The organism is Agrilactobacillus composti DSM 18527 = JCM 14202 (genome assembly GCF_001436375.1).
In the GTDB taxonomy this organism is placed as follows: Bacteria; Bacillota; Bacilli; order Lactobacillales; family Lactobacillaceae; genus Agrilactobacillus; species Agrilactobacillus composti.
In genome coordinates, this window is record NZ_AZGA01000064.1 from 15,435 (window position 1) to 30,032 (window position 14,598).

Here is a 14,598-nt window from a genome sequence, read left to right on the forward strand (position 1 = left end):
TAACTTTTATCTGCCAAAATATCCTACCACCATGGAAATGGCCAAAATGATCAAAACAATGGTGGTGATCACCACGTAGAGATAATCGGCCTCTTTGGCAAAGGCGTAAATAGACACCACCACCCGCAAAACGGGGGTGAGAATCAACAAGAAGATGCCAAACATCATCACCGCAAAGGGTTTTAAGGCAATGACCCCTTGTAAAATCACGCTGGGCTTATCTGGAAATACATTGCCGGGATAGCCGCTGGTTTGGGTGATCATCAATAAAATTAAGCCGAATAAAATCACTAGGGCTGAGATAATGACCCCAATTCGTAAAATTTGGCCAATAAGGATTTCCACGTCATGCATTTCTTTGGCTTTGGTTTCATTAGACTGTTTCATCCAATTTTCACCCCAAATCCTTGTAAGACCATTTGGACGCCCATGTATAAAATAATGGGAATGAAGATCATGCGGATCACTCTAGCCCGTAAGTGTTGCATCAAGCGTGAGCCTAAGGTGGCCCCCACTAAGATACCTAAAGCCAAGGGGGCGGCAATTTCTGGCTTGATGGAACCATTGAAGAAATAAACCGTAGCACTGGCTGCCGCCGTGACCCCCATCATCAAATTACTGGTAGCACTAGAAGGTTTTAGGGGCATCCCCATGATCGTATCCATGGCAATGACCTTAAAGGCCCCAGAGCCAATCCCTAACAGACCACTGGCAAAGCCAGCGCCGAACATCATGGAAAAGCCTCCAGGAACGTTTTTAACGTGATAAGGCACTTCTTTGTCCACGGCCTTGTCGTAATAGACGCCATCTAGTTTCAATCTTTTGGACAGGTCGTCATCTTGCATGTTCACCACACTGTCACTTTTTCCCCGGAGCTTGCGGATCATATTCCAACTGGAAAATACCAATAAAGCGCCGAACAAAACGAACAAAAAACTAGTGGGGGCCACCCCGGTGAGTAATGCCCCGATAATCGCCCCAATGGAGGTGGCGATTTCTAAAAACATGGCCACTCTCAAATTCAACATTTCATCCTTAAGATAAGCAATCGTGGCCCCAGAACTGGTGGCAATGACTGCGATGATACTGGCCCCAATGGCATATTTGATATTGACCCCCATGGCCAATGTCAACACGGGGGTGACGATCATGCCACCACCGATGCCTAAAATAGCACCCAACACCCCGGCAATGAAGCCGGTAGCTGCTAATAACAATACATCATTTAGCAATTTCCTCGGCTCCCCTAATTAGTTAGTTGATTTTTTAGCGGCTGTGGTCCGCCGCGTTGTGGTGGTCTTCTTAGCAGCAGTGCTACGTTTGGTCGCTGCTGTGGTTGGTTTCTTGGCCGTGGTGGTGCGTTTGGCAGCAGCCGTCGTGGTTTTCTTAGCGGCTGTGGTCGCCTTACGGGCCGTGGCCTTGCGCCGCGTGGTAGTCCGTTTGGCCGTGGTCTTTTTAGCCGGGGTTTTCTTAGCAGCGGCTTGTTTAGCTTTAAAGGCAGCGGCAGCTTTTTCTTTAGCCGCAGCGACTTCCCCTAAGTGGGCATTGACATAGGTCCACTGTTCACTGGCCTGGGCGTTGATTTTAGCCGCCACTGCGGCCTCATTGGTCATCAGGTCATCAGCGGTCCCCATTTCATCAATGCGAAATCCGGAAGCGTTCAAGTCTTCGGCTTCAGTGATGAGATAAATCCGCACCGGCACCGTTTCTTCGAGGTCATAAAACTGAAAGACTTTTTTAGTATTTTCAAAGGGCAGATTCACCACGCCGGTCTCCAAGCGATAGACCACGTTGGCTTTACCGGTGAGGACTAGCTTGGCTTGGGCCAAATGTCCGGTGGCCACGGCTTCACTGATCGCTGCTAAAGCGGGTGTTAACAGGGCTTCAATCCCGTCTTTGTTGGCGACCGCGTCGCTTTTAGTTGCTTCAAAGTGGGTGTAGGTATTGGCTTCAATACGATCCACAAAATCCTGTACTTTTATATCCATCATCAAGCTCCTAATTTTATTTGATTACAATCAAATCCATCATAACGTACTGGCCAGCTTTCATCAAACAGATTTCACAAAGATAACGTTTTACCCTACAGTCATCTGTTATAATAGCCCCTGTGGAGGAACAATAACCATGGCTAAAAAATTAATCGGTGTCCGGACCATCGTGGAATTTGAATTAAAGTCCGGTAGCATTGACCAGCGGACCACTAGCTCGGAGCATTCCGCTTTAGAAGGCACCCGAATTCATCAAATGCTGCAAAAACGTGCTCCGAAAAATTATGACAAAGAAGTCCGGCTGCAACTGCCCTATACTCTCAGCAATGGCACGGAAATCACCATCGACGGCCGGGCGGATGGCATCTTCCGAGATGCTAAAACCAAGGCCTATACCATTGATGAAATCAAAACATCCGAGACATTGTTTGCCCAATTAGAGCCGGGGACCTTAGCCTTATATTGGGGCCAGGTGAAGTTTTACGGCTATCTTTTCCTAGCCACCCACCCGGATTTAGACAGCATCACCCTACAGCTTACTTATTATCAAACTTTAGATAAAGATATCACCCGCACCCAGCAGACCTATACCCGCGCGGAATTAGAAGCCTTTGCCCTGCCGATCATTGCAGATTACGCCGGCTGGCTGGTCTTTGAAGCCAACTGGCAAGCTAAGCGGCAACAGGCTGCCCAACAGTTAAAATTTCCCTTCCCGGCCTTTCGCAATCAGCAGCGCAGTTTAGCCACCAGTGTCTACAAAACCATCCTCACAAATCAGACCCTGTTGGTGGAAGCTCCCACGGGTACCGGCAAAACCATGGCTACTCTGTTTCCCACGGTTAAGGCCATGGGGGAATCAGAAATCAACCGGATTTTTTACCTCACCGCCAAACAAAGTACCCGCCACGTGGCGGAAAAAGCCTTGGTGAAAATGGCGACTAAAGGGGCCCAACTAAAAGCCGTCACCTTGACCGCCAAGGATAAAATTTGTTTTATGGATGAACGGATCTGTACCCCAGAACACTGTCCCTTTGCCAAGGGGTATTTTGACCGCCGCAAAACCGGCCTCAAGGATATATTAGACCATGAAAACCAATTGGATCGGCCCACCATTGAACAGTATGCCCGGCAACACCAATTATGTCCCTTTGAATTTGCCTTAGATGCCAGCCTATTTTGTGATGTGGTGATTTGTGATTATAACTATCTCTTTGATCCCCTGGTTTATTTACAGCGTTTCTTTGCCGATAAGGCCCCGGATAGTGTCTTTTTGGTGGACGAAGCCCATAACCTGGTGGAGCGAGCCCGGAGTATGTATTCCACCGCCCTCACGGATGGGGAGATCGCGCCCATCTTAGCAGAGTTAGCGGCCCTGCCCCACTTAAAAAAACTGGATAAGAAATTGCAAAAGAGCCTTAATCAAATCCTGGACGCCTTTACGACCTTGACCGTGAATCAAAAGCAGCCCCTCACCCAACCTGATCCACCTTTGGACTTGGTGGATGCCTTAGGGCGCTTTATTGAACGGGCCCATGACTGGCTAAAGGAACAAGGGGACACCCTCTTGGCTAAAGCGGTGTTGAACTTCTATTTAGGGGCCATTCGCTTCACCCGAATCTATGATTATTATGATGACACCTTTGCCACGGAAATCAGCCCAGGAACCCCCAATGTGGTGAAGTTACTGTGCTTTGATCCCGCCGAGCACGTGGCCGAATCCCTAGCTAAGGGCAAGGCCAGCGTGTTATTTTCCGCGACTTTGTCGCCTATGCCCTATTATCAAGAAGTCTTCGGGAACACGGAAAGTCTGGTGTACCGCCTGGCCTCGCCATTTCCAGTGGCCCACCAGCGTATTTTAATTCCCACCTATATTAAAACCACTTATCAAGCCCGCCAACAGAATTTGCCTAAAATCGTCGCGGGAATCCACACCCTGATCAGCGGCCAGACCGGTAATTATCTGGTATTTTGTCCCTCTTATGCCCTCTTGCAGCAAGTAGCCGCCGATTTTAAGGCTGCCCATCCCCAAGTGGCCACCATTGAACAGCAAAGCAACATGCCCGAAGCGGCCCGCCAGGCTTTTTTAGGGGCCTTTCAAGACGCCCCCGCGAAAACCCTCGTGGGCTTTGCCATCTTAGGGGGGATCTTTTCTGAAGGCATCGACCTGGTGGGCCAGCGCTTGATTGGCGTGGCGGTGGTCACGGTGGGGCTGCCGGGTTTATCCTTAGAAAAAAATACCCTGCAACAATATTTTGATGCCAAAAATCACCAAGGCTTTGCCTATGCCTACCAACTCCCGGGGATGAACCACGTGCTCCAAGCTGCCGGCCGCTTGATTCGCCAAGTCAACGACCGGGGCATTGTCTTATTGCTGGATCAGCGTTTTTTAAACCCCAGCTACCAACAATATTTCCCCGCCCATTGGCCTGCCCAAATTCAAGTGATCCATAATCCGGGTGAATTGCAACAAGCCGTGACGACCTTTTGGCAACAGCCTGCTAAGGCCGATCACGAACCGGCCTAATTCTGGTTAGATGACTATCGACAGGAGGACATTATGACAATTCAACTGATTGCCATTGATATCGACGACACCTTACTTACCACCCACCACCAAATCCTGCCCAGCACGGTGAACGCCATTCAAAAAGCCCTGGCCCAGGGGATCAAAATCGTTTTGTGCTCGGGGCGGCCTTTAGCAGGGGTCCAGCCTTATTTGACCCAGCTAGGTATCTATGGCCCGGATCAATACGTGGTGACCTACAATGGGGCAGTGGTGGCCCAGGTCAACGGTGAAATCCTCGTGAAACAATTGTTACCAAAAGCCGTTTATACCCAGCTCACGGCATTTGCCCAAGCCCACCACATCCCCTTTAACGTTTTGGATGAACACAGTACCATTTATACCGCCGACCGCAATATTGATTTCATCACCGCGGTCCAAGCCGTGGAAAACCGAGCGGGCATTTTAGTCCGCCAACCCGCTGAACTGCCGGAGGATTTCGCCATCGCCAAGGGCGTTTTTGTGGGGGATAAATCCTTACTGGATAGGGTTGAACCAGCGGTCATGGCAACCTTTACCCAAGAATTTTCCGTGATTCGGGCTGGAACAAACTTCTTAGAAGTCATGGCTCCAGGTGTGGACAAAGGCTTTGCCCTGGCTCAACTGGCTGAAAACCTGGCCCTGCCAGCATCAGCTGTGATGGCCGTGGGGGATGCGGGCAACGACTTGGCCATGTTTGCCTTTGCCGGCACGGCGGTGGCCATGGGTAACGGCACAGCGATTGCTAAAGCCCAGGCGGATCATGTCACCGGTACCAACGATACCGGGGGTTTAGCGGCTGCCATCCATAAATTCGCCCTGAATCCTACAAAGGAGTCTTAAATTTAAGCAATGAAAACAATTGAAACCTTAGATATGGAACACACCCTTTATTATTACTGCCGGGCTTTAAATCAAGTGGTGGTGGAAGAAGTCAAACTCCCTGACGATCTAGGTATCGTGGACACGCTAAGTCAAGATAGTGAGCAAGCCTACACTTGTTTTGAACTGAAGGTCACGAAAAATGACTTTCACTCCAAGGCCAAGTTATCCTTTGTGGGCCACTATAATTACTTTGTCTTCCCCAGCCATTTGTTAGACCAAGTGCTGGCTGAAGTGCCAGACAATATTGGCATTTTGGTTTTTGACTATTATGCCCCTGAACTGCGGCAAACCCGACGTCTGCCAGTACCGGGGACCTTGACAATCTATAAAAAAGCCCCTAAACAAACCCTAGGCTTAGATGAAACCCAATTAGCCCAACATTTTCTCCGGAGTTTAAATCGGGAAGTGGACAAAGCCAAGCGTCTGACCAATGGCTTGAAAAACTACAATACCCAACAACTGCTCACGGAACTGAGCAAGCGCCGGGATCAAGGCCGCCTGGATACCTTAGCCCACAACAGTTATCAGCGCTTTTTAGCGGATAGCTTGGACCAAGCCCAAAGTGCCCAAGCTGAAGAAATCGCCGCTTTAAAAGCCGAAAATATCAAATTATTGCAGCAAGTCTGGGCGCTAAAAACCCACCAGCCGCTTCAATTACCAGGGGGCAATTAAGCGATGTCTTATGATTATTATCCCATTTTACGGGGACGCCAATACGACCTGCTGGCCCTGCAGACCGTGACCCAAGTGCCGGCCTTGACCGAGCACCTCTTTCCCATCATTGAACCGGTGAAAGATATCAGCAGTCTCAATAAAAATATAAGCCTGTGGTTAAACCTGCGGCCCTTGGGCTTCATCACCAATCCGGTGGTAGGGGATTATGCCCTGTTGACCGTCAAGGCCCATCCCCTAAAGCCCAGCATTTTAAACCATCCCAATTTTTGGCAGTTTCAATATTTTGACCCCACGCTTACGCCAAAATCCCTGATACAAAGTCCAAACTACGGCCTGATTTGCGCCAATTATCACTATTTAGCCAGCCACCTGGCCCAACTGGTTCAGCTGGCCCCAAAGCGCTTGTTGATCCCGGATGAAGCCCGCTTTCGCGCTTTAGTGGGCCCCTTGGGTTTACCCACGGTGACCTATAATGACCCCTTTGACTACCAAGCTGATTTTGACGTGTATTTAGTTGAGCCGGAAACCAGCTTTTCAACCTTACTGACTGTAGGCCAGCTGTATCCTCAGGCTGTGGGTTGTGGAGATTTCTCTATCATGGGCAGTTATTATTCGGAATATGGGGCGCCTCAACGTCGGCAAGTCTTGCACTTGATGCTGCTGACAGATATGGGAACCTTAAACTTACGCCACTTTGTCTCCTTTGACGATGGCGGCATGGGCCATCAAAAAGAAAAATTTTTAGATGCCCTGGCAAAGCTTCGGGGCTTTGTAGCCCACTATCCCCGGGCAAACAGCTTAACGCCCGCGTTAAAAACGCTGCTGACCCATTTTGAAGTTGATAAAAATCCTGGTTTTGGTACCGTGAAAAAACTATTATTAGCTCATCACTTTGAACTGGTGAGTCGCTTTTTGCAGACACAAACAGCGCAATAACTTACAACTTAATTTGTAGGTCATTGCGCTGTTTTTTTGAATGGTAATTATTTTTAATATTACAAAACCCGAACGGCAAAACTTGGGGCAAAGTAAGGTGAAATCGAATCGATTTCAACGTTCTTCCCAGGCACTGGGGCGTTAATATATTGGCCATTGCCAATGTATAAAGCCACGTGATAAGTACTTCCCTTATCACCCCAGAATAGCATATCCCCAGGTTGAGCTTGGTTGACAGCAATTTGCGTGCCAGCTGATTCTTGGGGAACTGTCCAGCCACCCACATCAACGTTAGCGGCATTTTTAAAGACATACTGCATTAATCCCGAGCAATCAAAGTTTGCCGGGCCTTTGCCGCCCCAAACATAAGGTTTGCCAATCTGTTGCTCTGCTAAGGCGATCACTTGTTGTGCCTTAGTTTGATCCGTCGTGCCAGCACTTTGGTCAGTTGCCGGTGTTTGTGTATTGGTTGGTGTCTGTGGTGTCTGTGTATTGGTGGTATTTTGTGTTTGTTGATCATTAGATGGGGCAACCTCAACGGGTTTAGGGGCTTGTTCCACCGCTTGATTGTTCAAGCTTACATATTCAGCGGGAATCCAAGCGTTGTCACCAACTAAATACCAAGTGGTACTCCCCACCGTCTTAGAGCCATAGACATCAACTTGTTGTTGATAAGAAACATAGCTCTTCGGTTGCGTGTAATCAGTGGTGCCCCACACAGTGGTCCCACCATCTTTATAAGTGATTGTTGCGGTTTGTGTCGCAGCTTGTGCAGTATCTGTTTGCCCTGCAGTAGCTAAAGCAACACCTGCCAAACCGGCAATACCTGCGGAAACTGTCAAAAGTGCTCTTTTATGTGTCATTAATTATCCTCCCCAACAACAAGTATTATTCGTAAGTGTAAATCTTAAAGAAATTGTAAGTTCTTAACGAATTCATAACCATTTTAACACATTCTTAAGAATTAAGTCATATTTTAAAGCTTTTTCGGTCATAATTTAGTGTTATTTTGTTAACGTATCTAATGCTAAACCCGCCATTGTGCCAAAAGTCGTCTCCCGTTCTGCCGGGGTCGTACTGGCCCCAGTGATGATATGATTGCTAATGGTCAAAATGGTTAAGGCCTGACAATGATATTTGGCCGCTAACAAATACAAGGCTGGTGTTTCCATTTCAGCAGCCAGTAACCCATAGTCAATTAATTTTTGAAAATTAATTTCATCATCATAAAAACGATCTTGTCCTAAAACATTCCCCACATGGACATTAATTTTTTGAGCAGTTGCTTGCGCGTACGCTTTATGTAAGAGCTCAAAGTCTGCCAAGGGTGCAAAATTAATACTTTGGCCAAAGGTATTTTGAATCATACTAGAATCCGTACTTGCCCCTTGGGCCAACACGATATCCCGCAGCTTTAAATCCGGGGCCAACCCACCAGCTGTCCCCACGCGAATTAGGCGCTTGACCCCATAGTCTTGCATCAATTCGGTGGCATAAATAGCCAAAGAAGGCATCCCCATGCCCGTGGCCTGCACGGAAACCCGCTGGCCGGCATAAACGCCGGTATAGCCTAATTCATTGCGGATCTGATTATACAACTGGACATCACTTAAATAGTTTTCAGCAATAAACTTAGCCCGTAATGGATCGCCGGGCAACAAAACACTGTCGGCAATTTGCCCGGCACTGGCTGCAATATGATTGCTCATTAAAATCCTCCCCGCACATTATACAGAATAGACTATCTTTTCGGTTAAAATACCATTAAAATGAAAGCAGGAAAATATCATACAGAGGGACTGAGGTATCTTAACTTTAATGAAAATACCTTAGTTAATTCCTAGTATATCAAATCTAAGGTTAAGAATTAATTAAGACTGTTGTATTTTTGTCTATATTTTTAATCGCAATAAGCACCAAACGCGTCCTGATAATATTTATGGACCATCAAAAAATAAAGGAAGTTTTGGCCATGGCAAAAAAAACAGTTGCCCAATTAATGGTAGATACATTAAAAAATGAAGGGGTCCAGTACGTTTTTGGCATCCCTGGCGAAGAAAATATTCATTTTGTGGATGCCATCGACAAAGCAGATGGTATCGAATTCATATTGACCCGACATGAACAAGGCGCGGCATTTATGGCCAGTGTTTATGGTCGGCTCACCAACAATGCCGGTGTTTGTACCGCAACCTTGGGCCCGGGGGCCATTAATTTGACCCTAGGGGTCGCCGATGCCCAAACCAACTCTACACCCTTGGTGGCTATTTCCGCCCAAGGAGGGTTAAATCGGATCCATAAAGAATCCCACCAAGTCATTGACCTGGTCAGCATGTTTGCCCCCATCACCCAGTGGTCGCAAATGATCCTCTCCCCCCAAGCTGTACCGGAAATGGTCCGTAAAGCATTTTCATTAGCTGAGCGGGACCGGCCCGGGGCCACTTATTTGGCCCTCCCCCAAGATATTGAGAAAATGACGGCGCCAGAAGAGCTTCAACCCCTACCCATTCCGCCGATTTCCGTAACCGAACCCACCCAAGAAGATATCGCGGCAGCCGTGGACCTGATTGCCAGTGCGAAACATCCAATCATCTTGGCGGGCCATGGCGTGGTTTTAAAACATGCCGAAAGCCAGTTGTTAGCTTTTAGTGAAACCTTCAATATCCCCGTGGCCACCACTTTCATGGCCAAAGGTGCCATCAGTGACCGCAATGCCCATGCCTTAGGCGTTGTTGGCTTTATGCGACATGATTATGAAAACTATGCCTTTGACCAAGCAGATTTGATCATTGCTGTGGGCTTTTCCATTCAGCAATTCGATCCGGTGAAGATCAATCCTCACGGTGATAAAAAGATTTTACACATCAATATGTTCCGGGAAGATCCCGATACCCATTACAACACGACTTTAAATATTGTGGCTAATATTCCCAAGAGTTTGGAACGTTTGACCCATGCTTTGGCCCAGGAAAATATGCATTTTCCTAAAATTAAACTACCCATCAAAAAAATGTTAACGACGGAGTTAGAAGCCCACAGTACCGCCACCAACTTTCCCATGACGCCCCAGCGTATTGTCGCCGATACCCGGGCGGCCATGAAAGATGATGATATTGTCTTAGTGGATACCGGTGCCGTGAAGATGTGGATGGCCCGGCTATTTCCAACCTACCTATCCAATACCTGTCTCATCGATAACGGCTTGTCCACCATGGGCTGGGCGCTGCCAGGAGCCATTGGGGCCAAATTAGCCGCCCCAGATCGTCGGGTATTAGCGGTGATGGGCGATGGCAGCTTTATGATGAATGTCCAAGAAATTGAAACTGCCGTCCGCGAACACATTCACATGGTGGTCTTAGTTTGGCAGGACAATGCTTATGGTTTGATCAAATGGAAGATGGATATGAGTTTGAAACATCATTCTCAAGTGGATTTTGACAATCCAAATTTCGTAGAATTAGCCCGCAGTTTCGGGGCCATTGGTTATCAAATTGAAAAATCTGAAGACCTCTTGCCTACCTTGAAATCTGCGTTAGACGCTGCCAAGGGCGTCCATATCATCTCTGTACCCGTGGACTATTCCGAAAATATGAAGTTGATCAATCGCTTAGGCAGCTTGACGATTAAATTATAAATGTCATCAGGATAGGGGATCATTTTATGATTGCAAAAATCAATCACCTCATTACCTTTGGTTTGGATTTAAGCATTCGTATTAAAAAAATCAAGATTTATGAGGCTATTCGCCAAACATTCTCCATTTTATTTCCCTTTGTGGTCATTGGCTCCATTATTCGCAGTTTGAATCTAGCAGTCTTTACCCCCGATGGCTTCTTTGCCAGTGTTTATAAAATTCCCACCTGGCTGCCCCACTACAACGCGATCCGCCAACCACTATCGGCCATTACCAATCTCACCATCAATATGATCGCATTACTGAGTGTCTTTTTCGTGGCGAAGTATTTGGCCAGTTTGTTAAAAGACGACGACCATATCGTAGGCATTTGCGGCTTTCTATCATTTATGCTCTTAAATTATAATTTCAATGCGCGGCGGGCTTCTTTGGATAATTTTAACAATCTAATTAATTTTAATAATTTAGGATTTAAAGACATCTTCTTGAGCATCGTCATCGGTGTATTGATTGCTTATAGCTATCATGGCCTGGCTAAGCTCAATCAACGCTACTTACAACACCATAAGCCCAAATATACCCCAGATGTCAACAGTTTCACCAATCGGGGCATCCGGGCCATTTTCCCTGTTAGTACGATTTTATTAGTGATGACTTTGCTGGGCTTCTTGCTTAGTTTTTCTAAACAACAAAATTTAAGTGGCTTATTGTACGACGCAGTTTTGGTGTCGCCCAATCACTTTACCCACCGAACAGTTCTAATCGTGATCATTACTGTATTGAATAATTTCATGACCTTATTGGGCATCTCCGGGCCTTTAAATGTCTTGGCTCAAAATGTGAATAATACCATGGGGGCCGCCAATCTAAACCACGCCTTAAGCACCAAGAACTTGTTTTCAGTGCCCAATCCCGTCACATTGCATACTTTATATGATACTTATGGTAATTTTGGTGGGACTGGTATGACTTTGGCGTTAATTATATGTATTCTGCTTATCTCAAAAAATCGAAATTTAAGACAAGTTGCCAAATTTAGTATTGTTCCCGGCTTAGTCAACATTAACGATACCATGTTGTTAGGGGTGCCAATCATGTTCAGCCCGATTTTATTCATCCCTTACTTGCTCTCACCGCTCATTTCCATGTTTATCGCCTGGATCTTCATCAATTTCCAATGGATGCCCCCTGCTGTTTACCAAGTCCCTGGCACCACCCCCAGCTTTTTATTGGGATACTTGGGGACCAATGGCAATGTGGTGGCCCTATTGGTCAGCTTCTTATGCCTTGGTGTCTCTGTCATGGTCTATTACCCCTTTGTTGTTTTATTGGAACATATCCGCCAACAAGATGTCGATCTGGCCTTGCAACAGCCTTTAAAGCAGGTGTTAAGCCATGACTAAATTAAAGCGACCCTTGAAATTGATTGGTGCCTTGGCTTTAACGGCCATCTTACTTTTTGGTATGATCATTCCCAGCGCCGGTTGGATGAAAAAAACAGTCACCAGTGCCCGTATCGTACACAATTCCCAGATGTCCCCCGTTATTTTCGTCCCGGGAAGCAGTGCTACGCAAAACCGATTTGACGAACTGATCAGTTTATTAAATACTAATAATCGGGATCATAGTTTATTAAAGATCACTGTCAAAAAAAGTGGCAAGCTCAGCATCACCGGTAAAATCAATCGCCGGGATCGGCAGCCTTTTATCGTAGTAGGTTTTGAAGATAACAAAGACGGTTATGACAATATCAAACTGCAGGCTTCTTGGTTTGATAAGGCTATGAACTATCTGGTGGACCAATACCACTTTAATAACTTCTCTGGTATTGGGCATTCCAATGGTGGTCTGATCTATACCTATTACCTAGAGCACTATTTCAACGCCAACGACCTGACCATTAAGACTTTAATGACCATCGGCACGCCGTATAACTTCAGTGAAAAACAAGCGAAAAATCGTACGCAGATGTTAAGTGACTTTATTGCAGCAAAAAGTAAATTGCCTAAGGATCTGACCATGTATTCAGTAGCTGGTACGGAGGATTATAACGATGATGGTATCGTGCCGGTACAAAGTGTGCAAGCTGGTAAATATATCTATCAAAATACCGTCAAACACTATACCGAAATCACCGTCACTGGCAGTGAGTCCCAACACTCCAGTCTGCCCCAAAACCGCCAAATCGTTCAATTGATCAGCCAATACATTTTAAATGGCGATCAAAATGGGGCTAATCCAAATAACCCTAATGGCGGTGCTGGTGGCCCTAATACGCCAGCTTCTCGTAACAGCAGCTCTAAATAACTAAAAAAAAATAGCCCTTTAGTCAGGTCAACCCCGACTAAAGGGCTATTTCAATGCAGTACGACCCACAGGCCGTAGTGTCAGGTTGCTCCACAACAACGTTGACACAGACACTGCTCAAAAATCCGTTGAGTGTTAGACCAATAAGTCCAACGCATGCCCTGCTACTCCACCCGCTCTCGCGGGTAACAGCTCATCGCAAGTACCCAGTATGACACGCTTATGGTGTTCTGTCAATTTTCTTTTGTTCCACTGGGTGTAAAAACTGGCCCAGCATTTGGGCAATCATAAAACCGATGGAAATAGCCCCGATGACCATAATGACCGTTAACAGGTAAGCAAAGGCCGCTTCAGACTTACCCAATGCAAAGTAACGCACGGCCTCAAAGGCGGTGGCACCGGGCACTAAAGGGACCAATGCCGGGATGTTAAACAACAACGTCGGTGTTTTCTTAATAGGCGCCATGATAATGCTGACAAAACCAATCATAAAAGCCCCCACCACGTTGGCAATCAATTTACCGCTGCCTAATTGCCAAAGGGTCCAATAAGCCAACCAGCCCAAACAACCGATCCAAGCGCAGGTATTCAAACTGCGCCGGGGAATATTTAAAATAATGGCAAAAGTTAGAGTAGATAAATAACTGAAGCTACTTTGTATCAATAAAACGACCCAAATGTTCATGTACACACCTCACTGAATAAAATGGATCACCAAAGCGATCCCGGTGCCAATGGCGCCAGCACTTAACAAAGCTTCCACCCCACGACTCATCCCGGACATTAAATGACCCGCTAATAAGTCTCTTAAAGCGTTGGTCAAAGGTACCCCAGGAACCAGCGGCATCACTGCCCCAATAATGATATTGTTCATACTATGGCCAACCCCTAAGCCCACCGACCACACCGCCAAGGCCCCAATCACCAAAGCCGCCGTGAACTCACTGATGAATTTAATCTTGATCAGCCGGTCTATGTAATAACTCACCATAAAACCCAACATCCCAATCAAAAAGGCCATGGGTAAATCAAACCAATCATACTCCCCAGAAAACAAAATCATCAACGTAGCACTGACCACGCCAGCACTGAGAAATTGCAGATAAGGGGGAAAAGTCGGCGCATGTTGGTCAATTTGGTGCAAGCGCTGAATCAAGTGATTTAAATCTAGGGCATCCGCCGTATAAGCTCTAGAAGCTGCGTTGACCCGGGCTACTTTTTCTAAATCTAATGTCCGACTTTGAATTTGAATCAGTTGACTATTTGCCCCTTGGATCGTGCCCATGGTAATGACCGTGGTGGTGGTAAATATTTGTGCCTCTAAGACACCGCCGTGGCTGGCAATGTGACGCATGGTATCTTCCACCCGATACATTTCTGAGCCACTTTCAACCATGATTTTGCCAGCCAATAAGCAGGCGGCAAATAGTTCATTCGTATTGGCCAAATCCCCTCTGGCCAATTGTTCTTCAATCACACTGGGGCCCTCCTTTTTTTGTCATATACTCCATTATAGCTAATTTTAGCGAAAAAAATACGGAAACCAACTGGTTTCCGTATAACTTATCAATTAGCGCGGCGACTACCTACCCTCGCAGGCAGTTTCCCACCAACTACGCTCGGCGTAA

Annotated in this window: 13 protein-coding genes and 1 pseudogene; 7 read left to right on the top strand and 7 right to left on the bottom strand. The window is 46.7% G+C overall.

The window, feature by feature from the left end:
* Nucleotides 1–6: 6 nt before the first annotated feature.
* Genes FC83_RS10405 through FC83_RS17325 form a run of 3 tightly spaced genes read right to left on the bottom strand, consistent with a single transcriptional unit; the run spans nucleotide 7 to nucleotide 1,988 of the window.
* Complete coding sequence (locus FC83_RS10405; protein ID WP_035456071.1) at nucleotides 7–387, bottom strand: DUF1634 domain-containing protein; 381 nt, start codon at nucleotides 385–387, stop codon at nucleotides 7–9.
* Nucleotides 384–1,232 (bottom strand): sulfite exporter TauE/SafE family protein, encoded by an 849-nt coding sequence (locus FC83_RS10410; RefSeq protein WP_035456074.1) that lies wholly within the window; start codon nucleotides 1,230–1,232, stop codon nucleotides 384–386. Before FC83_RS10410 ends, FC83_RS10405 begins: the two co-directional genes overlap by 4 nt.
* Before the next feature lie 18 nt (nucleotides 1,233–1,250).
* Nucleotides 1,251–1,988 carry a hypothetical protein gene (locus FC83_RS17325; protein ID WP_057002748.1) on the bottom strand — a complete coding sequence of 246 codons (738 nt, stop codon included), beginning with the start codon at nucleotides 1,986–1,988 and terminating at the stop codon, nucleotides 1,251–1,253.
* Nucleotides 1,989–2,127: 139 nt separating this feature from the next.
* On the opposite strand from FC83_RS17325, the gene FC83_RS10420 reads away from it, so the two are divergent.
* The 4 genes from FC83_RS10420 to FC83_RS10435 are packed head-to-tail and all read left to right on the top strand — an operon-like array spanning nucleotide 2,128 to nucleotide 7,029.
* Nucleotides 2,128–4,515, top strand: coding sequence for an ATP-dependent DNA helicase (locus FC83_RS10420; RefSeq protein WP_035456080.1), 2,388 nt, complete (start codon nucleotides 2,128–2,130; stop codon nucleotides 4,513–4,515).
* Nucleotides 4,516–4,548: 33 nt separating this feature from the next.
* A complete protein-coding gene (locus FC83_RS10425; RefSeq protein WP_035456083.1) occupies nucleotides 4,549–5,376 on the top strand; it encodes a Cof-type HAD-IIB family hydrolase in 828 nt (275 codons plus the stop codon).
* 9 nt (nucleotides 5,377–5,385) lie between these two features.
* A complete protein-coding gene (locus tag FC83_RS10430; RefSeq protein WP_035456086.1) occupies nucleotides 5,386–6,090 on the top strand; it encodes a hypothetical protein in 705 nt (234 codons plus the stop codon).
* Nucleotides 6,091–6,093: 3 nt separating this feature from the next.
* Nucleotides 6,094–7,029 (top strand): sce7725 family protein, encoded by a 936-nt coding sequence (locus FC83_RS10435; RefSeq protein WP_057002749.1) that lies wholly within the window; start codon nucleotides 6,094–6,096, stop codon nucleotides 7,027–7,029.
* Between the two features lie 59 nt (nucleotides 7,030–7,088).
* Here FC83_RS10435 and FC83_RS17605 read toward each other — a convergent pair.
* Nucleotides 7,089–7,565: pseudogene (locus FC83_RS17605) on the bottom strand (C40 family peptidase); the annotation flags it as partial.
* 468 nt (nucleotides 7,566–8,033) lie between these two features.
* Nucleotides 8,034–8,738: a purine-nucleoside phosphorylase gene (deoD, locus tag FC83_RS10445; RefSeq protein ID WP_035456090.1), complete on the bottom strand. Its 705-nt coding sequence runs from the start codon at nucleotides 8,736–8,738 to the stop codon at nucleotides 8,034–8,036.
* Between the two features lie 263 nt (nucleotides 8,739–9,001).
* Here deoD and FC83_RS10450 point away from each other — a divergent pair, with 263 nt between their 5' ends.
* From FC83_RS10450 to FC83_RS10460, 3 genes are read left to right on the top strand one after another with little or no spacing between them, the layout of a single operon-like run.
* Complete coding sequence (locus tag FC83_RS10450; protein ID WP_200868881.1) at nucleotides 9,002–10,663, top strand: acetolactate synthase large subunit; 1,662 nt, start codon at nucleotides 9,002–9,004, stop codon at nucleotides 10,661–10,663.
* A gap of 26 nt (nucleotides 10,664–10,689) precedes the next feature.
* Entirely contained in the window at nucleotides 10,690–12,066 is a 1,377-nt protein-coding gene (locus FC83_RS10455; protein WP_052005112.1) for a PTS transporter subunit EIIC, read from the top strand.
* Complete coding sequence (locus tag FC83_RS10460) at nucleotides 12,059–12,970, top strand: alpha/beta hydrolase (protein WP_035456092.1); 912 nt, start codon at nucleotides 12,059–12,061, stop codon at nucleotides 12,968–12,970. Before FC83_RS10455 ends, FC83_RS10460 begins: the two co-directional genes overlap by 8 nt.
* A 220-nt stretch (nucleotides 12,971–13,190) precedes the next feature.
* On the opposite strand, the gene FC83_RS10465 is transcribed toward FC83_RS10460, so the two are convergent.
* Together FC83_RS10465 and FC83_RS10470 are read right to left on the bottom strand one after the other, a co-directional pair.
* Complete coding sequence (locus FC83_RS10465; protein ID WP_035456093.1) at nucleotides 13,191–13,655, bottom strand: threonine/serine exporter family protein; 465 nt, start codon at nucleotides 13,653–13,655, stop codon at nucleotides 13,191–13,193.
* 9 nt (nucleotides 13,656–13,664) lie between these two features.
* Nucleotides 13,665–14,444 carry a threonine/serine exporter family protein gene (locus FC83_RS10470; protein ID WP_268744907.1) on the bottom strand — a complete coding sequence of 260 codons (780 nt, stop codon included), beginning with the start codon at nucleotides 14,442–14,444 and terminating at the stop codon, nucleotides 13,665–13,667.
* Between the last annotated feature and the right edge of the window lie 154 nt (nucleotides 14,445–14,598).

Excerpts from the sequence above, each read along its gene's own strand:
- FC83_RS10405 (WP_035456071.1), bottom strand. The coding sequence starts at position 387 with ATGAAACAGTCTAATGAAACCAAAGCCAAAGAAATGCATGACGTGGAA.
- FC83_RS17325 (WP_057002748.1), bottom strand. The coding sequence starts at position 1,988 with ATGGATATAAAAGTACAGGATTTTGTGGATCGTATTGAAGCCAATACC.
- FC83_RS10420 (WP_035456080.1), top strand. The coding sequence starts at position 2,128 with ATGGCTAAAAAATTAATCGGTGTCCGGACCATCGTGGAATTTGAATTA.
- FC83_RS10425 (WP_035456083.1), top strand. The coding sequence starts at position 4,549 with ATGACAATTCAACTGATTGCCATTGATATCGACGACACCTTACTTACC.
- FC83_RS10430 (WP_035456086.1), top strand. The coding sequence starts at position 5,386 with ATGAAAACAATTGAAACCTTAGATATGGAACACACCCTTTATTATTAC.
- FC83_RS10435 (WP_057002749.1), top strand. The coding sequence starts at position 6,094 with ATGTCTTATGATTATTATCCCATTTTACGGGGACGCCAATACGACCTG.
- deoD (WP_035456090.1), bottom strand. The coding sequence starts at position 8,738 with ATGAGCAATCATATTGCAGCCAGTGCCGGGCAAATTGCCGACAGTGTT.
- FC83_RS10450 (WP_200868881.1), top strand. The coding sequence starts at position 9,002 with ATGGCAAAAAAAACAGTTGCCCAATTAATGGTAGATACATTAAAAAAT.
- FC83_RS10455 (WP_052005112.1), top strand. The coding sequence starts at position 10,690 with ATGATTGCAAAAATCAATCACCTCATTACCTTTGGTTTGGATTTAAGC.
- FC83_RS10460 (WP_035456092.1), top strand. The coding sequence starts at position 12,059 with ATGACTAAATTAAAGCGACCCTTGAAATTGATTGGTGCCTTGGCTTTA.
- FC83_RS10465 (WP_035456093.1), bottom strand. The coding sequence starts at position 13,655 with ATGAACATTTGGGTCGTTTTATTGATACAAAGTAGCTTCAGTTATTTA.